General features: G+C 43.1%; 16 protein-coding genes. 8 read left to right on the top strand and 8 right to left on the bottom strand.

The window, feature by feature from the left end:
• Positions 1-165 precede the first annotated feature (165 nt).
• Complete coding sequence (brnQ, locus tag K6Y31_RS06620; protein ID WP_233052020.1) at positions 166-1,473, top strand: branched-chain amino acid transport system II carrier protein; 1,308 nt, start codon at positions 166-168, stop codon at positions 1,471-1,473.
• A gap of 94 nt (positions 1,474-1,567) precedes the next feature.
• Here brnQ and K6Y31_RS06625 read toward each other — a convergent pair whose 3' ends face one another.
• The 3 genes from K6Y31_RS06625 to fldB form a co-directional block, all read right to left on the bottom strand.
• The gene (locus K6Y31_RS06625; RefSeq protein WP_233052021.1) at positions 1,568-2,296 is read right to left on the bottom strand and encodes a hypothetical protein; all 729 of its coding nucleotides are present in this window, start codon (positions 2,294-2,296) and stop codon (positions 1,568-1,570) included.
• The gene (locus K6Y31_RS06630) at positions 2,283-3,020 is read right to left on the bottom strand and encodes a hypothetical protein (RefSeq protein WP_233052022.1); all 738 of its coding nucleotides are present in this window, start codon (positions 3,018-3,020) and stop codon (positions 2,283-2,285) included. Before K6Y31_RS06630 ends, K6Y31_RS06625 begins: the two co-directional genes overlap by 14 nt.
• A 165-nt stretch (positions 3,021-3,185) precedes the next feature.
• Positions 3,186-3,704, bottom strand: coding sequence for a flavodoxin FldB (fldB, locus tag K6Y31_RS06635; protein ID WP_233052023.1), 519 nt, complete (start codon positions 3,702-3,704; stop codon positions 3,186-3,188).
• A gap of 136 nt (positions 3,705-3,840) precedes the next feature.
• Between fldB and xerD the strand changes: the two genes are divergently transcribed.
• The 4 genes from xerD to K6Y31_RS06655 all read left to right on the top strand — a co-directional run bounded on the left by xerD (position 3,841) and on the right by K6Y31_RS06655 (position 8,838).
• On the top strand, positions 3,841-4,725 hold the full coding sequence (xerD, locus tag K6Y31_RS06640; protein ID WP_233052024.1) for a site-specific tyrosine recombinase XerD: 885 nt from the start codon (positions 3,841-3,843) through the stop codon (positions 4,723-4,725).
• Positions 4,726-4,863: 138 nt separating this feature from the next.
• Positions 4,864-5,799, top strand: a complete 936-nt coding sequence (gene dsbC / locus K6Y31_RS06645; RefSeq protein WP_232801892.1) for a bifunctional protein-disulfide isomerase/oxidoreductase DsbC — start codon at positions 4,864-4,866, stop codon at positions 5,797-5,799.
• 73 nt (positions 5,800-5,872) lie between these two features.
• Positions 5,873-7,594: a single-stranded-DNA-specific exonuclease RecJ gene (gene recJ, locus K6Y31_RS06650; protein ID WP_233052025.1), complete on the top strand. Its 1,722-nt coding sequence runs from the start codon at positions 5,873-5,875 to the stop codon at positions 7,592-7,594.
• Positions 7,595-7,608: 14 nt separating this feature from the next.
• Complete coding sequence (locus tag K6Y31_RS06655; RefSeq protein WP_233052026.1) at positions 7,609-8,838, top strand: glycosyltransferase; 1,230 nt, start codon at positions 7,609-7,611, stop codon at positions 8,836-8,838.
• Between the two features lie 58 nt (positions 8,839-8,896).
• On the opposite strand, the gene K6Y31_RS06660 is transcribed toward K6Y31_RS06655, so the two are convergent.
• A complete protein-coding gene (locus tag K6Y31_RS06660; protein WP_233052027.1) occupies positions 8,897-11,494 on the bottom strand; it encodes a hypothetical protein in 2,598 nt (865 codons plus the stop codon).
• Positions 11,495-11,756: 262 nt separating this feature from the next.
• Between K6Y31_RS06660 and K6Y31_RS06665 the strand changes: the two genes are divergently transcribed.
• The gene (locus K6Y31_RS06665) at positions 11,757-12,095 is read left to right on the top strand and encodes a hypothetical protein (RefSeq protein WP_233052028.1); all 339 of its coding nucleotides are present in this window, start codon (positions 11,757-11,759) and stop codon (positions 12,093-12,095) included.
• A 12-nt stretch (positions 12,096-12,107) separates the two neighbouring features.
• On the opposite strand, the gene K6Y31_RS06670 is transcribed toward K6Y31_RS06665, so the two are convergent.
• From K6Y31_RS06670 to K6Y31_RS06680, 3 genes are all read right to left on the bottom strand, one after another.
• Positions 12,108-12,734 carry a LysE family translocator gene (locus tag K6Y31_RS06670; RefSeq protein WP_233052029.1) on the bottom strand — a complete coding sequence of 209 codons (627 nt, stop codon included), beginning with the start codon at positions 12,732-12,734 and terminating at the stop codon, positions 12,108-12,110.
• 18 nt (positions 12,735-12,752) lie between these two features.
• Positions 12,753-15,797: a transglycosylase domain-containing protein gene (locus tag K6Y31_RS06675; protein ID WP_233052030.1), complete on the bottom strand. Its 3,045-nt coding sequence runs from the start codon at positions 15,795-15,797 to the stop codon at positions 12,753-12,755.
• Between the two features lie 279 nt (positions 15,798-16,076).
• Positions 16,077-16,814, bottom strand: coding sequence for an NAD(P)-dependent oxidoreductase (locus K6Y31_RS06680; protein WP_233052031.1), 738 nt, complete (start codon positions 16,812-16,814; stop codon positions 16,077-16,079).
• Positions 16,815-16,910: 96 nt separating this feature from the next.
• On the opposite strand from K6Y31_RS06680, the gene K6Y31_RS06685 reads away from it, so the two are divergent.
• A complete protein-coding gene (locus tag K6Y31_RS06685; RefSeq protein ID WP_233052032.1) occupies positions 16,911-17,810 on the top strand; it encodes a LysR family transcriptional regulator in 900 nt (299 codons plus the stop codon).
• A gap of 254 nt (positions 17,811-18,064) precedes the next feature.
• Here K6Y31_RS06685 and K6Y31_RS06690 read toward each other — a convergent pair whose 3' ends face one another.
• Positions 18,065-20,260, bottom strand: a complete 2,196-nt coding sequence (locus tag K6Y31_RS06690) for a PKD domain-containing protein (RefSeq protein WP_233052033.1) — start codon at positions 20,258-20,260, stop codon at positions 18,065-18,067.
• A gap of 688 nt (positions 20,261-20,948) precedes the next feature.
• Here K6Y31_RS06690 and K6Y31_RS06695 point away from each other — a divergent pair.
• Positions 20,949-21,560, top strand: coding sequence for a CDP-alcohol phosphatidyltransferase family protein (locus K6Y31_RS06695; protein ID WP_232801899.1), 612 nt, complete (start codon positions 20,949-20,951; stop codon positions 21,558-21,560).
• Positions 21,561-21,594: the final 34 nt, after the last annotated feature.

Consider the following 21,594-nt stretch of genomic DNA (forward strand, 5'->3'; position numbering starts at 1 on the left):
TATTTCATCTATATGTATCTGCATACTTGAACCTGTGGCTTCTTTCTTTATCCTGTCACCTATATCAATATTAGTTTTTATAGCTGTGTAAACCTCATTGCGTGGTTTTTATGCACATTGGCTTGTGATTGACTAATTTATTATAAAAAATAGGAACACAACAAGATGAATAACAGGTTAAGTAGCCTAGATATACTCAGTCTAGGGCTCATGACGTTTGCCTTTTTTCTCGGGGCGGGCAATATTATTTTCCCTCCTTTAGCCGGCGCCCATGCGGGTGCAGAAATGGTCCCGGCGATGCTGGGCTTTTTAGCCACTGCAGTTGGCTTACCTTTACTCACCCTGATTGCGGTGGCAAAAGCGGGTGGGGGGATTAGCACCATGGCTAAATATTTACCTGCTTCGTTAGCAACCACGTTAGCGTTATCTGTGTATATCATTATTGGCCCTAGTTTCGCTACGCCTCGTACAGGTTTAGTTGCTTATGAAATCGGCGTAAAACCCTTTATTGAGCAAGACTACTTAGCCTCATTTTCTGTGGTATTTTTTGCCTTAGTGGCTTGGCTGTCGATCAAACCGGGCAAGTTACTTGATTATGTAGGAAAATTTATCACTCCTCTTTTGGTATTATTGCTATTAGCGCTGGCTGTTGCTGTCTTTACTGCTCCGTTAGGTGAACTGGGTGTACCTAATGCAGACTATGCCAACGATGCATTTGTTAAAGGTTTTTTGGAAGGCTACAACACCATGGATACCTTTGGTGCGCTGGTGTTTGGTATGTTGATTGTTAATGTATTAACCAGCAAGGGTGTGACAGAGAAGTCTTATATTTACAAATACTTAATCATTGCAGGTTGTATCGCTGCGGCGGGTTTGGCTTTTGTTTATATTTCCCTATTTTACTTAGGCGCAACGAGTCAAGTGGTGGCTGAAGGTGCTAAGTCAGGGTCAGATATTTTGACTATTTATGTGTTTGGCATGTTTGAAGAGCAAGGCGCTTATGCGCTAGCGGCTGTGGTGATGATGGCTTGCTTAACCACCGCTGTTGGCTTGGTCAGTGCAATGACGGCGTTTTTAACCAAGTTGAAGCCGAATTGGAACTACACCTATTTGGTATTAATTAACTGTGTTGTTTGCGCCTTGGTGACGAACGTAGGTTTAACTCAGCTTATAAGCTTGTCGATTCCCGTGTTGTTTGCAGTGTATCCTGTGGCGATCGCGCTTATCGCTTTAACACTAATGCAAGAGAAATTGGGCAACAAAGGCTTGTCATATAAGTTTGTGTTAACCGTTGCACTAATGTTTGGCGTGTTGGATGGTTTAAAAGTGACTGGCTTAGATATGCATACCTTTAACTTCTTACCGCTATTCGATAAAGGACTTGCTTGGGTATTGCCTACCGCTGTTGCGTTGGCAATTGCTTTATTGGCGTTTAAAAAAGCGCCTTGTCAGGCTACCCTGTCGCGCTCATAACTTCAGGCTGTAGGGCTAGGTTGTAATTCTTCTCCTTCGCCTTTAAGTGGTATATGCCAGTGCGCCTCTCGCAAGGCGCGCTGGTCTTCGTTTGTCAATAAGGGTTAGGTTGTTTGAGTATGTCGGCGTCAGCCGCCAGCGATTTATACCAACCTTGATTCCTGTATTTTTTATTCGCTTTATTTTGTGCCTTCATATTGGCTTTGCTGCACTTCACATACTCTTTTGCTGCGTCACTTTGGGTCCACCCCGTCTCATCGGGCTTAACACATTTACTATTTATCTCATCATATTCGGCTTTTGCTGTTTCATATTGCGTTTTGGTTTGGCTCATTACTGAGCTGTAGTACTTTTCTATCACGGCTTGGTTAATGGCGATCCGACACGCAGAGTCTGCCAAATTGCTTTTTAGCGCCGGAAAGCTGTCTCTATTTTCCATGTCTTGATAACGTTGATATTCTTGATGATAAAAGCGCCACTTTTCAGGTAAACCTGCAAGGGCATTCATTAAGGTGTATTTGGGCTCACTTTGGTTTTTAATGAGTACATCACCACATTGGCAAGATTGTGCGCCACATAAGGCTGTTGCCTGTTGCAGCGCAGGTCGCTTAAACCAAGAGGCGTGTAAACCTGTTGCATGTTGCGAAGATTTAAGCTGAATTTCCTTCCCTTCTAAACAGCCCGTTGATTGGTATATGGTTTTACCGCCTACTTGGCATTTATATACCGCACTAAGGGCGGGATAGGAAACGAGCAGTGTTAAGGGTACTAGGCATAATAATGCTGAGTTTAATTTTTTTATTGTTAATTTATTCAATTTCATAAGGATTTTTTAACTTTAATGTCGCGACTTGAGTTGGAAATTTCGGCGCGTTATTACTAGCTGCTTGCTGTTCAATTAGGCGGTCGTTGTCGCGTTTTTCATCGGCGACACATTGGTTAAAGAGCTGCTCAGCTTCATTTAAAGGCATATCATCATCTAATCCTTGTGAACAAAGTTCAGCTAACTTGGCGTTTAATTGTGCTTCCGTGAGGGGGGCTGTTACTTTTGGATTGATGACCTCAAGGTAGGATTGATTGAGTAACGTTTGATGCATGGCGATCATACAGGCGGTATCGGCGATATTGGCTCTTTGGTTTGATATTTTTTGCTCTTCAACCGGCAGTTTTAGGTAGACTTGGTAGAGCTTCTGGTGTTGTTGCCAGTCGTTGATTAAACCTGAGAGAGATTTTTCAACATTGGCTTGGCTATCGGCACTTAAAGGCAGTGTTTGATCGCCACATCGACATATGTCACCGCTGCATATGGCGGTATCGGGCAGCAGTGGTGGCCGTGAAAACCAAGAGGCATGTAATCCGGTGTCATGTTTGGTCGGCTTTAACACCGTTTGTTTACCTTTAAAACAGGTCGAGGATTGATAAACGGTTTTACCGCCTACTTGGCATTTATAGACAGCGCCTTGGGCTGTGTTGTGTATCAACATGCTCGCGATAAGTAAGGTGGTTAATAGCAATAAATGTTGTATTTTTGACAGTCGGTAAGCCATGGCTCTTCCTTGAAAATATCTCTCAATCCTAGTTTGAGTCCGAATCATAACGTTTAAGTGATTCATAGCTAACAAAGAAGTCATCAAAACAGGAGCTGGCTCGAAGATTTTTCAAGTAAAGAGGAGGCTCGCTTTAGTCAGGTGACTTAAAGCGAGTAAAGCAGACTATAACTGTTGCTGAATTTCAGTGAGTACTTGAATTGCCCAGTTTTGAATACGCTCGTCGGATAAATCGTATTGGTTATCTTCATCTAAAGCGAGGCCGACAAATTGACTGCCGTCTGCAGTGAGTGCTTTGGAGGCTTCAAATTCATAGCCGTCAACACTGGTGTAACCGATAAAAGTTGGGCCTTGTGGCAGAAGCTCATCATGCAGCATGCCGAGGGCATCTTGAAACCATTGGCTGTAGCCTTCTTGGTCGCCCATACCATATAACGCAATAATTTTGCCTTGCACTGTCAGGCCATTTAACTGTTGCCAAAGCTCAGCCCAGTCTTCTTGCAGCTCGCCGTAATCCCAAGTGGAAATACCTAAAATTAGCACGTCGTAATCTTGGGTTTTGCTCAGTGGGGTTTCTTTTATATTAAAAAGATCAACCAGCTCCTCACCGATGGCATCGCGAATTTTTTCTGCCGCGATTTCGGTGTAACAAGTTGTAGAACCATAAAACAAGCCAATTTTCATTTTTACCCCCCCTGTTAATATGAGCCGCATTCTAACAAGGAAAAGGCCGCGGAGGCGAGGGTATCGAGCCGACTAACTTTGTATTGAGGAGTATCTGGATTAGAATCTTGACTCATTCAATGATAACAGCGTGATTATGTCCTCATTAATAGACGATTTTTTAGATGCTATGTGGTTAGAGCGCGGGTTAAGTGATAACACTACCTCCTCATATCGTCATGATTTAAACCACTTGGCATTGTGGTGCGATCAAACTGGCCACGCTTTGCTGACATTACAACGTAGTGACATTCAAGACTATTTAACTGTGCGCCAAGACGCAGGTTATAAAGCCACTTCGAGCGCGCGTTTGTTAAGTGCAGTAAGGCGGTTTTACCAGTATTTATGCCGCGAAAAGCTGCGTGAAGACGACCCGACCGCGCTGATTGTGAATCCTAAATTACCCAAATACTTACCAGCCGATTTAACCGAGTCAGAAGTTGACGCGCTATTAATGGCGCCGGAACTATCAGAGGCGATAGGCCTGCGTGATAAAGCCATGTTAGAGCTGCTTTATGCCACTGGACTACGAGTGTCTGAGTTGGTTAATTTAAGTACCGACCGAGTCAGTTTGCGCCAAGGTGTGGTGCGCATTGTCGGTAAAGGAAATAAAGAGCGCTTAGTACCGATGGGCGAGGAAGCGGTGTATTGGCTAGAGCGATTTTTTAATGAAGCCAGAGCCAGCTTATTAAAAGAAACCAGCTCAGATGTGGTGTTTCCGAGTACGCGGGCGCAATTTATGACGCGGCAAACTTTTTGGCATCGGATCAAACATTACGCAAAAGTGGCGTGTATTAGTACCCATCTTTCGCCTCATACTTTGCGCCATGCCTTTGCGACTCATTTATTAAACCATGGTGCCGATTTACGCGTAGTACAATTATTACTCGGTCATAGCGATCTTTCTACCACGCAAATTTATACCCATGTCGCAGGCGAACGCTTAAAAAGCTTACATGAAACTCATCACCCAAGAGCATGATGTGATAATGTTGGCAGCAACAAACAGGAATAAACTACTTGGGCTTTTTATCTTGTTGTGCATAATTGTGCGATACCCATTTTTTGTTTAATGGCCATGAAGGCTCTTAAACTAAATCAACCAGTATTTGGAGTTGTTATGTGGAAGAAAACCTTGATTGCGGTAGCATTAATTGGCGGATTAAACGCCCATGTTATGGCAGAGACTACGGATGGTCAGACCAAGGCTTTACAAGCTCAGCTCAGTTCTGCTGAGCAACGTGTTGCGCAATTAGAGCAAGCACTGAATGAGCAAAATCAAAAAAATAGCGATCTCACCACTGAGCTGCGCGCATTAAAAGCCGAACACCCTGACTTAGAGGCTGCTCGTGAGCAATCACAACACTTTGAGATGATCCGCGAGCAATTAGCGACTATCGAAGTCAAGCCCTTCAGCTTGGAGCGCAGTATTATTCCAAGTATGTATGAAGTGAAAACGGATCGCGGCGTTATTTACAGTAACCCAACAGGTCGATATTTATTGTTTGGTAACCTGTTTGAAGTGGTCAACACAGAAGTCACTAACTTAACTGAGCAATCCCTAGCCAAGTTGCGCGCAGAGCAGCTTAAAGCGTTTGAAAAAGACATGATTGTTTACCCTGCGAAGGACGAAAAGTTTGTGGTTACCGTCTTCACTGATACCGACTGCGGTTACTGTCAAAAATTACATCATGAAATGGCTGATTACAATAAAGCAGGGATTACAATTAGATATCTTGCATTCCCACGTGGTGGTGAGCGTTCACAAACTTATCGTGACATGGTGTCTATTTGGTGTTCTGAGGATCAACGTGCTTCGATGAATGCAGCGAAAAATCGTGAAGATATCCCTGCTAAGACATGTGACAATAATGTGTTAAAACAATATGAATTGGGCGGTATGTTTGGTGTAAATGGTACTCCAGCCATGGTGTTATCGGATGGCACCATGCAGCCAGGATATGTACCAGCGGATCGCTTATCAGCTTTACTTGAGCAAATGGCCGCGAAAGAATTAGCCAACGCGGCGACAGAGACAACGACAGCAACCCAATAAAACCATTTTATTGTGACTTAAATAAGGCGACTTCGGTCGCCTTTTAGTTTTTATTCAAGAGCCCTTTAAATTCATGCCTAAGCTTAGTATTCAGCGCCGCGATCCAGTAGACGCTAGCTTTTTACCTGATGAACTTCACCCCGTGCTAAAGCAGATTTATGCTAATCGGGGCATTAAAGATGCGAGTGAGTTGAACATGGCTGCGAGCGCCTTGTTTACGCCTAAGGACATTATGGGTATAGACAGAGCGTGCGAGCTTTTATATCAGGCCATCAATGCTAAGCAGCGTATTATCATCGTGGGTGATTTTGATGCCGATGGTGCCACCAGTACGGCATTGTGTGTATTGGCATTAAAGATGTTGGGCTGTACTAACGTTGATTTCTTAGTGCCGAATCGTTTTGATTATGGCTATGGTTTAAGTCCTGAAACCGTGCAACTAGCCGCTGACATGGGCGCGGCCATGATTGTCACGGTTGATAATGGTATTTCCAGTATTCAAGGGGTGAGTGCAGCTAAAGCTCTGGGCTTACAAGTAGTGGTTACCGATCATCATTTACCGGGTTTAGAATTACCCAATGCCGATGCCATCGTCAACCCCAATCAACATGGCTGTGGCTTCCCGAGCAAAAATTTGGCTGGGGTTGGGGTCGCGTTTTACTTGATGCTGGCGCTGCGCCAGTACATCAGTCAGCGTGATGGTTTTCATGGTACACCGCCTAACTTGGCTTGCTTGTTAGATATTGTTGCCTTAGGCACGGTTGCGGACGTAGTGCCCCTTGACGCGAATAATCGTATTCTGGTTCATCAAGGTATTGGTCGCATTCGCGCAGGGCGCTGTCGTCCGGGTATTCAAGCGTTGATTGAAGTGGCGGGTAAAAACCAGCAGCAGTTAGTGGCGTCAGATCTAGGATTTGCATTGGGACCACGTATTAACGCCGCAGGCCGTTTAGATGAGATGAGCTTAGGTGTGTCACTATTATTGTGTGATGATTTACCTCAAGCGCGCAGCCTAGCAGTTGAGCTAGACACGCTAAACCGAGAACGCCGCGAGATAGAAACGGGCATGCAACAAGAAGCAATCAATAGCCTGCAAAAAATTGAGCTGGATGAGTCCGATATTCCAACGGCAATTTGCTTATATCAAGAAGACTGGCATCAAGGGGTGATCGGTTTAGTGGCATCGCGTATTAAAGAGCGCTACTATCGACCAACCCTTGCCTTTGCCAGTGCGGGTGAAGGAGAGATTAAAGGCTCGGCGCGTTCAATTCCCGGTATTCACATGCGTGATATGTTGGATCAGGTTGATACGCAAAACCCTGGCTTGATCCATAAATTTGGCGGCCATGCCATGGCGGCGGGATTATCATTGCCCCTTGCTCATTTTGCGGACTTTAAAGCCAAACTTAATCAAGTTATCGATCAGCATATTAGTCCCTCGGTGCTACAAGGTAGCTTATTAAGTGATGGCCCACTGGCGCCACAGGCCTTCAATTTAGAATTGGCTCAATTACTTAAATTTGCCGGTCCTTGGGGGCAAGCTTTTCCAGAGCCTTTGTTTGATGGCAAATTTAAGCTATTGCAGCAGCGGTTAGTGGGGCAAAAGCATTTAAAACTGGTGCTGGAGCCAGAAGCGGGTGGCGTGGCCATTGATGCTATTGCATTTAATGTAGATCTAGCCCTTTGGCCTAACCCTATGGTGCGTTGGGCTGAAATAGCTTATCGCCTTGATATTAATGAGTTTCGTGGTAATCGCAGCGTGCAGTTGATGGTCGATTTAATCAATCCACTTTAAGAGAGTAGTAACAGATGCAACAAATTTTAGTGATTGGTTATGTTTGGCCTGAGCCAAATTCGTCAGCGGCTGGCAGCCACATGATGTCGCTGCTGCGTTTATTTAAACGTCAAGGCTGGCAAGTTACGTTTGCGAGTCCCGCGCAGCGCAGCGAACACATGGTTGATTTAGCCGAAGAAGATATTGCCAGCGAAAGCATTGCCTTAAATTGCAGCTCGTTTGATGCGTTTATTAGTGAATTGCAACCTGACATGGTGATGTTTGACCGCTTTATGATGGAGGAGCAATTTGGCTGGCGGGTGGAAAAAAACTGCCCTAACGCGCTGCGCATTTTAGATACCGAAGATTTACAGTGCTTACGTAATGCACGCCATGAAGCGGTGAAAAAGCAACGCGAGTTGATGCCGCAAGACCTACATTCCGATCTGGCTAAGCGTGAAATCGCGGCCATTTACCGCTGTGACTTGTCTTTGATTATCTCTAGTTATGAAATGACGCTATTGGCGGAGACGTTTAAGGTGCCCAGCGCACTACTGCATCATCTGCCGTTTATGATTGAGCCAAAAACCACATCGCAACCTCGGCTTGGTTTTAACGAGCGCCAGCACTTTATTAGTATTGGCAACTTTCGGCATGCCCCTAACTGGGACGCGGTATTAGTGTTAAGCCAAATTTGGCCTGCGATTCGCAAGCAATGTCCAGATGCACAGCTGCATATTTATGGCTCTTACCCACCGCCAAAAGCCACCGCACTTAATAACCCGAAGGCGGGTTTTTTAGTAAAAGGCTGGGCCGATGATGCCTTTGCTGTGATGGCAAAAGCGCGAGTGTGCCTTGCACCGCTGCGTTTTGGCGCCGGTATTAAAGGTAAATTCATTGATGCTATGCAAATGGGCACGCCGAGTGTGACCACAGATATTGGCGCGGAAGGTATGACCAACGGCATGCCTTGGCCGGGTTTGATTGCCAATAACGATGATGAGTTGATAGCGGCTGCGGTCGCCTTATATCAAGATGAAGCGTTTTGGCAGCAAGCCCAAGATGCCTGCCAGCCATTACTTGAGCAAGTGTATGACGCTAGCGAGTTAGGTAAGAGGCTAATTGCGCGTATTAATGCACTACAAGCTAACTTGCCAGAGCACCGCTTAGCTAATTTTACTGGCGCGATGTTGCGTCATCACAGTATGAAAAGTACACAATATATGTCGCAGTGGATTGAAGAGAAAAATAAGCCTAAACAGTAGATGAGTGATATAAAAATGCCGTCACTAGGACGGCATTTTAATTGATGAAACAGTGGAATTAGTTAGGCAATGACGTTGCTTGGCGGTTGTAAACCGGTGCCCAAGAAGGGTTGTTTTGTTCTTGCATCACCATACCGCGGTTGTTACGCCAGATGATATCGCTATCCGCTGCCAACGAGGAGCCTTTTTCTTTGGCTTTACTGATTACTTTACAAGTATCAAAGCTACCAGCGGGTACGTTAACCGTGTATTTACCTTGGTAAGTTTCACTGAACTCAAATTCTTTTTGGCTCAGTTCTTCAAAGGAGCTGTCAGGCGCTGCGTTATAAAGATCAACGATATTGAAGGTAGCAAAGCTGTAATCATTTGTCTGGTTTAGCTTCATTTTATCTTGGCCTACCAGTGCTATTGGTGCAACTTTTGCCGCTCCCCAGTTCGCAAACTCGCCTTGGCTATCTACACCTTCATGTCCGTAATAAACAGACCCTTTGCTGTAGTTTTCTTCGTAGCCCACACTTTTCCCATCTAAAGTCTGGCCTGACCAAAGTGTTAGCTCAAGCTTTCCGGCTGTATCAGTTATCCATTGCGGAAGTCCGGTTACCTTGTTGTCATTGTGCGGCCACGAAGCAGTCTGGCTAACGAGTTCGAATCTTTCGTTGTATTGCGTAACGCTAGTTTCATTCGTTTTTTGTTTCTGCGCTTTATAGGTAAATACGTCACCTACTTTAAGTTGGTAGCCATTGTCAGGTAGGCTAGCTAAACAGCTGGCTAATGTTGTTGGGTGATAGTATTTATAATCAAATTGACTCAGGATCAGTTCTTGAGTGGCTTGATTAAATACATATTCCCCATCTACTTGATCTGGAATGATTTTCCAAATATTACGAACATAGCCTTCGACAACGGCAAAATAGGCTTTATGATCTTCAGAGCTGAAATTGTTCCACGTGAGATCATCGCGACTGGCGATGGTACCCGGCAGGGTTAGTTCACGTAAGGCTTGGCCGTAAACCGTAATATCTCGCCATGTGCCAGAGCCTACTTTAGTTAAAATGCCATCACTCCAGTTGGTTTTGTAGAAGTTGAGTTTGCCACCTTTTACCATCTCCACCAAGATACCGCCATTTGAGGTGCCCATCATAGGGAACAGATTACTGTTATCCTTAGATCCATCACGGTTAGCTTCGGTCTCAACCATAAAGCTATCTAATTTTTCGGCCCACACGCCTTGGGATTCAACCCCATTACACATACCATTAAGTGCGGTTTTTCTATTTTCATCACACCAGTCACCGGCATTAAAGCCAAAATAACTCGTTAAGGTTTTCTCTGATTTAAGTTGGTAAGCCATGGTGTTAGATGGGAACGTTTTGTCTTTTGGTAACACTTTAGCCCACGCGCCATTACCACTGACCTTACTCATCACCGTTGCTATATTGAGTTCACTAATATCAACCTGCTTAGCAGACACTTTCTCATTCAACGCTGGCGTCTTGGTAACAAGTTCAATTGAGCCATCTTCATTAATGGTAACACTGACAATGGTGTCATCCTCTGCAACCCAACCGTCAGCGGTTAACATACGTTGTAGGTTAGCTTCATCCTGCGCTTTTTGGTTCAGCTCAAAGCCATCCATAGCGTCATTAAGGTTGTATTCCATCTGTATTACGGTGCCATTCGCTTCCAGTTTTAACTTACCATAGTCCAGCTCTACGGCTTGATTAGGGTGTTTTTCACCCGAGAACCAATGAATACCCTCATTTTTGATCAGCTCGCCTAAGTTAGCGGCGGTAGCCACTTTTGCAGCTTCATTTTCTTTAACTTTATCACCAACATTATCGTCGTTAAGGTCGATGTGCTCGTCATCTATTTCTTTGGCAAGACTATCACTGTCAAAGTCTTCGTCGCTGTCTTCAGCCATTTCAACTTTTTGCACTATGTTTTTTAGTGCTTTATTCACTTCTTCGATGATCAGAGAAGTTAGCTTTTCTACCGATATTTGATTGTCTTGCGCGACTTGTTTTAGCGTATCGGTGTTATTTGCGATAACCTTGGCCGTTACCTGGGCAATGCGGTGTAAGCTGGCGAATTCTGCTTTGTCTTGTGCACTTAATTCTGTGGACTCTTTGCCTTCAATATAGTCCTTGGTTATATCTTGAGTTGTACCTAGCTTTTCTTTAACGGCTTCTTGAGCCACTTTTAGTGAACTACCTTTATCTATTTCATTTTGTATTAATGTACTGATTGGGCTGATAAAATCAGAGCCAGCAGGTGCCGTTAATTTATAGCTTTTCGCTAATTTAACGTTTGGGTTATCTTTGTCGATGGTCACGTCTTTGATGATTTCGACGACTATGCCAGCTGAATCAATTTGCGCTTGAGTGACGCCTTCAATCGTAAACTCACCATTGTTGCCAGTTGTCGCTGAAGGCTCACCGGCATCACATTCTTTATTGTTATTTAAGTCTAAACAGGCATTAGCCCCAATTAAGTAACCGTCAGCGGCTTTTGCTGTTAGGCTGGTTGTTACTGGTGCGGGCGTTACTTCAGGGCTTGGGGCAGGAGTGGGGTCTACAACGCTTGAGCTACCTGATCCGCCACATGCTGCCAGTGATGCGCAGACCAAGGTTGCGACTATTGAGCGTTTAAAATTCATGCTTGTTCTCCAAAAAAATAAATCAATTAATAGTAAACTTCTAATCATATTATTCCCGATTAAGGCATTAAATCTAACGCTTAAGTAGTAGGTTAAGAGCTTGGTCACATTGTTTATTTGATTACTATGAATTTTGTTCACAAGTTGCTCTCTTATCTATATAAGCCCACCGCTCACTGGCGATGTTCTGAACAATATCAGCTTTAACTGATGGGCTAGATAACCTACACTTGGAATATTATTGTGCTGAAGTTGTTAATGAATGAGCCAAAATCAAGTGTTGCCAGATGAAAAAAAACTAACGGTTTTATGCCGCGTAGAGCCTGGTTGTTTAGGGCCTGATGGAAAAAATTATATCGAGGAGTTTTGCCGCTTTGCTGAGCAAGCGTTTACGGAAATAGACCGTGACTTTGTCCATTGGTTAATCGTGCCACGTTACGATAAATCCTTGCCAGAGACTCAGTATCAACTTGCAACCAAGAATTTAACCTATCAACAAGCGTGTAAATACCTATCATTATTTGGTAAAGAATTAGATGAATTTGAAAGCCATCTTAATGAAAAACTCGCCGAGTTAATTGATCAACACTTAGGTAGATAAGTTAAGGCTTTGTCATTCTTCAAGCAGTAATTTTACCCCTAAAAGGAGTAACACTGTGCCCGTTATTCCTTCCATCCAAGCTAAAAAAGCCCGGCTTTGTAGTAAGTTTTTTGCCTTATTGAGTGTGCTAGCTAAGCCACATTGCCAAATCATTGCGATAATGAAATGAATGCCTGCCATCAGCAATGATTGCAACAATGGTGAGTATTCAGGATTAATAAATTGGGGTAGAAACGCTAAATAGAAAATACCGGTTTTTGGGTTTAATACATTTGATAAAAAGCCTTCACGGAAAGCTTTTTGGTGTTTTAAAGGCGTCTTTACTTGTTGCAAATGAATTGTATTTTTTTGACCTTGTAACAGCGACTTAAAGCTACTGAGGCCGAGCCAAATTAAATAGGCGGCACCAGCCCACTTGATGAGCTGAAATAACTCTGCTGATTGCATTAATATGGCCGAAATCCCGATAGCTGAAAAGGTAGCATGGACAAATAAACCGAAGCATATTCCTAGACTTGTCATGTATCCCGCGGTTACCCCTGCGCGACTGGTATTACGTATGACAAGTGCCGTGTCTAACCCCGGAGTTAGGGTCAATATTGTTATTGCAAGCAAAAAAGCTTCTAGGTTGATAATCATATGTTATTCAAATTTGGGTTAATGACAGTAATGTGCGCCCTTTGCGATGGACTTGTCAAGATAGGGCATGAGCATAGGGACCATACCTTTTAGCACCTGTACTGGCAACGCTGATGTAAAGGTAAAGTTATCAGATGCACTGCCCGGCACATAAGCCGTTAAGGTGCCAAAGAAATCATCACCAATATAAAATACTAAAGTCGCTGTGCGGTTACGTGCTATAGAGCTGGTGACTTGTCCACCTCGACCAAAGGTTTCAATACGGTTATCACCGGTGCCGGTTTTGGCGCCAACTTGTAACAATGAGCCGTCTGCTTGCTTAAACATTCCTGCTAAGCGCCTTGCGGTGCCAGCATTGACTACTTCTGCCAATGCACTTTTTAGCGCATGTGCCACTTCAGCTCGCATTACGCGCTCACCAGTAATGGGTTTGGGTTGATAGTGGCTCTGATAGGGTGTGTTATCAGCAAAAGCTAATCGCTCAATTCTTTGAGCTGGAAATTTTATTCCGCCATTTTGAATAATGCCAAGCAGTGTTGCAAGGGCAACAGGGCGGTCGCCCGAGCTGCCGAGCGCGGTTGCCAGCGAAGGCACCAAGTGGTCAAAGGGGTAGCCCACTTTTGCCCAGCGTTGATGAATATCTAAAAAAGCTTCTACTTCGAGCATGGTTCGTATGCGTGAGTCTCGAGCGGTGCGATGGCGGGTTTTAAATAACCAGCCATACACCTCTTGACGTTGAACTTGGCTCGCCGCTATGGCATCGGATAAGGTCACATTATCGGTTTGCATTAAATACCCCAAAAGCCAAAGTTCAAGTGGGTGTACTCTGGCGATATAGCCTTGATCGGGAAGTGAGTATTGGCCGGGCGCATAGCGTTTATACAATTGCACTAGGGTTTTATTATCGAGCTCTTTATAAGGTAGGCGTTGAAGAATAAAAGCATTAAATTCACCTTGACTGGCATGGGGTAAAATATAGCGATGTACTGCCGCTAACCTTGCTGGTGTTTGCTTTAAACCATTAAGAAAAATATCAAACTGTTCGGCATCTGTTTTACCGGTATATTTTTGCCAAAACCGACGTAAGAAGGTCTTGCCTTCTCGGTCGGCAAAGCGCGACAAATACTCTTGTCGCTGTGGGTTTTTATCATCTTCCAATAAGCGGGTGCGGTTTTCATCTTTGTAGGTGCTATAGCGCACAATATCACGCATCAAACGTACAAAAGGCAAGTTCAATGACTCACGTAGCGAGTCAATCATGGTCGCATGGCGCTGGTTATCTTTGGCGCTGAAATTGTTAAAGCTATGCATGCCGCCACCGGTGAAAAAGCGTTCATTGGGGTTGGCTGAGTATTTTCGATTGAGCGCGGCATGAAGCATTTTTGCTAGATCACGGTCTTTGGCTTTGCTGAGGTAATCAACAGCCCAGCGACTGAGTACATCTTGTTTCGGTACGTTAACTTTACGTAAACTGGCGCTGTCAACGTCAGCATAGGTTTCATATAGCTCTGCGATGATCTCCAAGTAGGTGGTCAGCACACGTATTTTAGCGGTAGAGCCTAACTCTAGCTTACTGCCTTCGTTTATATCAAAGGGCTGGTTAGTATTATCTGTTTGCACGCGCACCTTAAAGCCTTGCTCTGACTGCTGCATTAAGGTGAAGCTGTAATTCACGTCAGCGGTTTTCTCTGGGGCCAGAAGTCGATTGCCTAATAGACCAATTTTCTCGGCAAATTCAGGGTTCGCTAGCTGAGCCAGATAGCTTGATACGTCGCGCTGCAAGGGAATGTTTAAGCTAGTATCTGCGATCAAATCCATGCGGTCTAAATCATAAAATTGACTCCCTAGCATCTGACTTAAACGTGTTCGGGTTAGCTGTAAGCCTTTGCTGTTTTCTACCCGTAATAAGGCCGGATTTTTTTTAAAATCTCGATAGTTTACCTTGGCTTCCAAGGCGGCGGCCATTAACTGCCCAGAGATCATGCCTTGTTGCATGAAAATGCGTAAATAACTGTCTGTTAGCCTCGCTAAATCGTCTCGACCGGAGGCGAGATAATAAGAGGGGCGACGGTGGGCAATCATCAAAGAAACGATTTGGCGCAGCGCTAGGCCTATGTCTTTCAAGGTGTCATTTTGATTTTTACTTGGGTCTAATAAACGATTGACTTCAGCAACATCGGCGCCAAACCAGACCCATAGGCCATCGCCAATACCGTGAACCTCACCGTATCCCGGTGCGGCAGATAGTGGCACCGAATTTAAGTATGCCCATACCACTAACTTTCGCGCTTCGATGGTATTAGGGCCTAATCGGTAAGAACGCACGCTGGCAGACACCATTTGCCTGATTTTTTCAGCGGGAGAGTCAGTTAAGCCATCTTCAGAGTGGCGATATTTTTCTACTTGGGTCGCGAGAGTGCTGCCCCCAGCAGACTGACCCGGCAACCCCAATGCTTTGGTGACTTGGGTAAACGCTGCCATGGCAAATCGTGGCCAATCAACAGCCGGATTTGCGAGTGGATTTTCGTTACTAAGCAAGTGCTTATTTTCAATGAAGAGTAACGACTTAATAACCAAAGGCGGCACTTGGTCAAAATTTGGATAGTAATGATAAGGGTAGTTATAGCGATAAAACGGCGCGCCGCTACAATCTTGCAGCGTAAGTCCTGTCTGCACTTTCTCGGTATAGGGAAGGAATAAACCTTGCTTGGCATATTGTAAAAGTGAAGGACTAAAATGCGCTTGTTGAGTAACCTCAAAACCGCGCGCTAATAGCGTTGATTGCATCGCTGGCAATTTTACGTAGCCTAAGCGTTGATCAAAAGGCCCTTGATTGGGAAAAACGATACTGTCACTTGGTCCTGCTTTTACCTCAAAAGTTAATGTTTTGGCATAGTTTGAAATGAATTCAGATTGAAAGCGTGATGTTTGTGTTTCGTAAATAACCACTGCGACGACTAACAATACCAAGAAAATAAAAAGTAACTTGATGATTTGGCTGATTGAATATTGTGATTGAACGGGAATGGATGCCTGTTCGGCATCGGCTTGTGTGTTGTCCATGGAATCCACAGAGTGTATATCCCTTGCTAGCATCAAAGATAAAGTTAGGTTTTAGAGATGCTATTTAGCTAAGCATGCTCGATTACACAGTATGTTAGCAGTTGGCATGGCGCAATGGCAGAGGCTTTGAATAAATTAGTGGGATTGTTTTACGATGTTGCTAACTTTTACAATGGATTATCCCTCAATGGAAAAAGCCGTTACTCTAAAATGGTAGCCAAAAACGCGGGCGCCATGGGCGGATAGCAATCAGTGAGCGCTTGAAGGATTGTCGTGAGTTTAGGCTGTTTTATTGTAAATTACGGGCATTTGGCTTTTCCATTTTTGCCACATATCTTGGTTGCTCACCAGTTGCGACATAAAATGTGCTACGTTTATTCGGCTAGTTTTACCTGCGTTAAAAATGGCGCTACGAATGGGGCTTGGGTGTACTTCATAGTCAGTGACAGAGCCGTTATTAATTAAAGAATCTGGACGAACCACAACCCATTCAATGGTATCTGTGCAGTATAAATGTTGTTGTAAATAAGCAGCTGCATTTTCATTGTCAGCATGGGGTGGTAATAATGCTCTGATGAAACTCATGATTATTGTTTCTAAAATTGAGGTTTTTTCACCAGCTAATACGTTTCGATTGCCTGTCGTATTCAATAAAACAAACTTTACGGGGATACCTTGGCTAGGTGTTGAACTGATCGCATAACATAAACGTTGCGTTGCATCTGTTACTAAGTGGCGTGGCTGACCAAACACACCTTTGAAATTTAAATTATGGCCTAAGCATGAAATCACCGCTTGGCAACCAGTGACTTGCGCTTCTAATTCTGCATCAGTTAAACTCAATAAATCTGCTTGGGTAATGACGAGCCTCTTATCTTTTAAAACCTCAACAGGCAATAGTGCATTTAATGCCGTTATAGATCTGACGATAACTTTTACTCGTTCATCCCTTGCGAGTAACTGTTGAATTAATAAACGACCGGTTGCACCACTGGCACCTACGACAAGGGTTGTCATTGTTCGACCTTAAAAATGTTTTCATGTGTAGCTATTTTATCTATACAGAATTAATATGAATAGTTCACTCTTTGCATTAAAGGTATACGTAATTGTATGAAGTGGAGTGCGTTAGATTTTGATTGGAATCATATTAGGGCGTTTTTAGTCACCGCAGAAGAAGGCACGCTCTCAGCTGCAGCTAAAGCTTTAAACTCGACACAACCTACATTAAGCCGGCAAGTCGGGGCGCTTGAAGCCAAGTTGAAGGTGACCTTGTTTGAACGAGTTGGACAACGGTTAGTATTAACTCAAAGTGGATTAGAATTATTAGAGCATGCTCGTGAAATGGGCAGTGCGGCATTAACATTTTCAGTAGCTGCTTTGGGACAATCAAACCAAATAGAAGGCACGGTTGTGGTATCTGTTGGTGAGTTAACAGCAGCGTATATTATGCCGAAAATCATTTCAAAATTACGACATGAAGAGCCAGGCATTACCCTTGAAATTGTCGTGACAAATGAGCCGAGTGATCTTAAACGCCGAGAAGCTGATATTGCCATTCGCAGCTTCCACCCGAAACAAAATGACTTAATTGCAAAAAAAGTTGGAGATGAAGCAATCTGGCTGTACGGAACAGAAAAATATTTAAATACCCTGCCTAAAATATCTCATTTTTCTGAGCTTACGGATGTACAAATTATTGGCTTTGATTGCAGTAGTTTAGTTACTGATATACTAAACCAACAAGGTTGGAATTTATCTAAGCAAAATTTTTCAATTATCACCCCATTTCAATTATTACAGCTTGAATTAGCGAAAGAAGATCAAGGGTTAATTTTTTTCCCAGAAATTATGGGTGATATGGAACCTAAGTTAATGAAAGCATTTGAACATATCGGGCCGATAATGACGTTGCCCGTTTGGTTAGTTTGCCATAAAGAGCTAAGAACTAGCCTCAGAGTACGGCGTGTTTTTGATTTTATTTCAAGTAAATTACAGGAGACTTATCTTTAATCACTGTCGATGGCTTAACTGCCGCATCCTTGCGGCAGATATTCGTCTAAGAAAACACCACTAAACGCTCAAAAAATATTCATGCTTTTGCCCTGGTACCTGTCCAAGCTTGAATACTATTTGTGTTAGAGAAAAATGTTCCATTTCACTAGGAGTCTATAATTTTTATTTGTCAGTTGGTTAAGGTGATTTTATGCTGCAAACATAAGTTGTAACCGTTTTGGTTTGCAGCATAAAAATCTATTTAAAGTGGATTACCAGTTTATTGTTAAATCTAAAGCTTCTCCGATATTCGATTGGCACGGGGTCGTCATGGCACCATAATCGCCCGATATTCTCATATACTTTGGTGTGTTATCGTTGGGTAATCGTGATAGATCAACCTGTGCTTGAAATTGATACGACAGTTCATTTTCGGTCTCTTCCTTGATAACGAGTTCTTCATTTGTATCGCCAAAAATACCATTGTCATTGAGATCAATCCAAACCTTCCATGTTATTGCTTTAGAGCTTGATTGGTTATTACCTTTAATATCAATCACTAAATCTTGAACCCCATCTAATATTATTGGGGTTTCGGTATAATTTGCTTCATTTGGATCAAAGTTAATATCAAGATTGTTAATCGTGACATGGGCGATGCTATTTTCAGTCTCCAGTGAGCCTATTGCACAGTATTGATCGGTAACGGCTATGGTCCTGACAAAACTATCTTGGAAGTGTGTTTGGTTATTGGATTGATCCCTGACCGTTAATGTAACTTGATAATTACCCGGTTGCGCAAAGGTATGTTCAGGGTTTTGCTCATTAGATGTGTGACCATCGCCGAAATCCCAAAGCCATTCGGTCACTTGGTTAGTTGTTTGGCTGTTATCATAGAATTGAGTACGAAGTTTAAATTGTTCAGCCGTAAAGTGGCTAAGTACCCCCTCTTCGAATAACTTTATTTTAACTGTTTTGAACGCAGTAATAACGGTGTCTTCAGATAAACCTAAATCACCAGCTTGCTGCTTTATACATTGTGCAGCCTGAGGCAGTGTGACCGTGGTTGGCCAACAGTTCTTAGCAGCATGTATATAAACGTTGTAAGCTACTTCAACTCCCCATTCTTGTGATAATAAATAGAAGGGGTAAGTAAGCATTCCTATCCGCAAATAATAGTTGTCTCCAGCTTTTTCATAATCTAAAAAGCTGGTAATAGCATCAGGCTCTGTTTGTATTTGATTGAGCTGGCGAACAGGGCCGTGAGTTTCTTGGCCGTGAATCCAATTATCATTACCCGTCAATTCATATTTGGCCATCACACCAGAAATATCGCCAAACGCTTCATGAATGGTTCTTGCATCAACACTAATGTCTTCCTGAAAGATATTTAAAGGAGAAATTCGGCTTAAAACACCATGACTGATTTCATGAGCAACAATGTCTAGCGATACGGTAGAGTAAAACTGTAAATAAGCATCCGAAAAATTAGCGTAGGCGCCATCCCAAAATGCATTATTACTATATAAATCATCATAATGAACGCGAAGTCTAACTTTTTCGTCCCATGGTGGTTCATTTAAGTACTTTACAAATGCGTGATAAGCAACGGTGCCGTAAAACATCGCATCATTTATTGCTGAATAAGTCCATACGCCAACTTCATCGGTAATATGATCAGAGTTATGCACTGGCTGTTCATCACATAAAAATGAGAAAGGCGGAAACGCTTGGTCATCTGGCTCTTTAGGCTGTAGGTAATGATTAACGCTTTGATAGTTATTTTCTTTAGTGTTATTCATGTGTGTGACACTGACTAAACCATTGTCAAAAATACACAATCCATTAGATAAGCGTTGAATAGGTATTTTAGGACGTTGAATACCATATTCCCATGCGCTTTTTTCATTCCCCCCCATACCTGATAATAATACGTTGCTTGTAAAATCACGAAAGGTGACTAAGGTTCCTTCGCTCGCTTGACCAATAACATTCGAGGGGTAAAGCAGCAGACTTGATATATCTTTTGGTATGGTTGTGTTTATAGGTATTTCAAGTTGATAAATATCGTTAGAGTTAGTTTTTAACCAAGCTTCGCCGAATTTATTACCTTGAGCATCAGCCCAATATACCCATACAGATTCAGGTTTAGCTGGGGAGCTTTCGTCAACCTCAGGCGCTTGAAGCGTAACGGTTCCTGATATTTTTCCTGTCGCTCCATCTTGATCGAGAAAATAAGCGTGAGAAATTTGGTTCGTTGGTTTGTTTATGATCGGGTTGCTTGGCTCATCAGTGATGGGGTCTTTGGGCTCATCAATAATGGGGTCTTTGGGCTCATCAATAATGGGGTCTTTTGGCCCATCGGTAAATGATGGGGTAGAGCCTCCTCCACAAGCCGTTAATAAAAGAAATATTCCAGTAAAATAAATGTATCTAAATGTTATACGTTTTGAGTGAAGTAAATTCATGTACTTTCCGTAGTTACTGATAGATCCAGAAGATTTATCGAGATTGTATATAAATAATGGATAAAGCTAGGGCGAACCCATGAACGTACAATATTTGAGCATAGCCTTAAAGCAAGTAAGATCTTTTTTACGAAATGCCCTGAAATCATCCTTGATGGCTAAACTGTCGCTTCCTGCGACAGATATTCGTCTCTGAAAACGTCACTTATCGTTCAAAAATTGTTCATGTTTTTTACCCTGTGGATAAAGCTAATGATCAAGTTATTTGATTGGTTATTCACATAAAGTATAAATATTTTACTTATCGCGTATTTGCTTAGATACTTAGATTTATGAATATTTGCTATACAAAAATGTATGAGTCATAGGCTGCACATTTTGGAACGAACTGCGTTCGTTTGAAAATGACGGTCCCTTCATTGCTCTTGGGCATGGCGTCCCACCAGGCAGAACAGGAACTGTATATCAACGCTGTCAGTAACAAGGTATAGAAACGTTCTAGGCAGGAGGATTTACATGTCTAGCACAATAAGATGCTGGTTTTTTATTTTACCTTCACAAAAGCATGATAAGTAAATTGACTCGAACAATTGCTTTGATAATCTGCGCCTCAATTAGGTTTATTGCTTTAAACGATTGTTATTAATTCGTTAATATAAACTCCCCATGTGCTGTGAGGCGCTTAAATTTGTCCATTTATAAATTAAAATCACGCTTTCAGGATTTGCTGCGCCCGAGTGTGAGTTGGCTTTATCAGCGTGGCGTGACGGCTAATCAAGTCACGCTGCTGGCCATGGTTATTTCTTTGCTACTCGGCGGCTTTTTATGTTTACCCTCCTTAAATGCCAACTGGTTTTTTCTGTTACCGATTTGGATGTTCTTGCGCATGGCGTTTAATGCTATTGATGGCATGTTGGCGCGAGAATTCAAACAGCAGTCTAGTCTTGGCGCTTACCTGAATGAATTGTCTGATGTGATTGCTGACACCGCACTCTTTTTACCTTTCGCTTTGCTGGTTGGTATTGAACCCGCCTTGGTGCTAGGGATTATCTTCTTGGCTAGCTTAAGTGAGTTTGCCGGTGTGCTGGGTTTAATGGTTGGTGCTTCTCGGCGCTACGATGGCCCGATGGGAAAAAGCGATCGCGCCTTTGTATTTGGTTTATTGGCGACACTTTGGCCCTTAAATTGGCTTTCAACTTTTTGGTTTAACACCATTTTAGTTATTACTTTGTTATTACTGCTCATTACCATCGTCAATCGGGTTCGACGCGGTTTAGCTGAGTCAGCTACTCACGTTTAACGGAACCAACCTAGGTCATTATTTTTCAGCTGTT

Origin of the sequence: Motilimonas cestriensis (assembly GCF_021295315.1) — a bacterium.
Lineage (GTDB): Bacteria > Pseudomonadota > Gammaproteobacteria > Enterobacterales > CBDFNC01 > Motilimonas > Motilimonas cestriensis.

What these genes read in the sequence shown, in the direction of transcription:
- K6Y31_RS06655 (WP_233052026.1), top strand. Translation starts at nt 7,609, where the DNA reads ATGCAACAAATTTTAGTGATTGGTTATGTTTGGCCTGAGCCAAATTCG.
- K6Y31_RS06685 (WP_233052032.1), top strand. Translation starts at nt 16,911, where the DNA reads ATGAAGTGGAGTGCGTTAGATTTTGATTGGAATCATATTAGGGCGTTT.
- K6Y31_RS06670 (WP_233052029.1), bottom strand. Translation starts at nt 12,734, where the DNA reads ATGATTATCAACCTAGAAGCTTTTTTGCTTGCAATAACAATATTGACC.
- xerD (WP_233052024.1), top strand. Translation starts at nt 3,841, where the DNA reads ATGTCCTCATTAATAGACGATTTTTTAGATGCTATGTGGTTAGAGCGC.
- recJ (WP_233052025.1), top strand. Translation starts at nt 5,873, where the DNA reads ATGCCTAAGCTTAGTATTCAGCGCCGCGATCCAGTAGACGCTAGCTTT.
- K6Y31_RS06660 (WP_233052027.1), bottom strand. Translation starts at nt 11,494, where the DNA reads ATGAATTTTAAACGCTCAATAGTCGCAACCTTGGTCTGCGCATCACTG.
- K6Y31_RS06680 (WP_233052031.1), bottom strand. Translation starts at nt 16,814, where the DNA reads ATGACAACCCTTGTCGTAGGTGCCAGTGGTGCAACCGGTCGTTTATTA.
- brnQ (WP_233052020.1), top strand. Translation starts at nt 166, where the DNA reads ATGAATAACAGGTTAAGTAGCCTAGATATACTCAGTCTAGGGCTCATG.
- K6Y31_RS06690 (WP_233052033.1), bottom strand. Translation starts at nt 20,260, where the DNA reads ATGAATTTACTTCACTCAAAACGTATAACATTTAGATACATTTATTTT.
- K6Y31_RS06665 (WP_233052028.1), top strand. Translation starts at nt 11,757, where the DNA reads ATGAGCCAAAATCAAGTGTTGCCAGATGAAAAAAAACTAACGGTTTTA.
- K6Y31_RS06625 (WP_233052021.1), bottom strand. Translation starts at nt 2,296, where the DNA reads ATGAAATTGAATAAATTAACAATAAAAAAATTAAACTCAGCATTATTA.
- fldB (WP_233052023.1), bottom strand. Translation starts at nt 3,704, where the DNA reads ATGAAAATTGGCTTGTTTTATGGTTCTACAACTTGTTACACCGAAATC.
- dsbC (WP_232801892.1), top strand. Translation starts at nt 4,864, where the DNA reads ATGTGGAAGAAAACCTTGATTGCGGTAGCATTAATTGGCGGATTAAAC.
- K6Y31_RS06675 (WP_233052030.1), bottom strand. Translation starts at nt 15,797, where the DNA reads ATGGACAACACACAAGCCGATGCCGAACAGGCATCCATTCCCGTTCAA.
- K6Y31_RS06630 (WP_233052022.1), bottom strand. Translation starts at nt 3,020, where the DNA reads ATGGCTTACCGACTGTCAAAAATACAACATTTATTGCTATTAACCACC.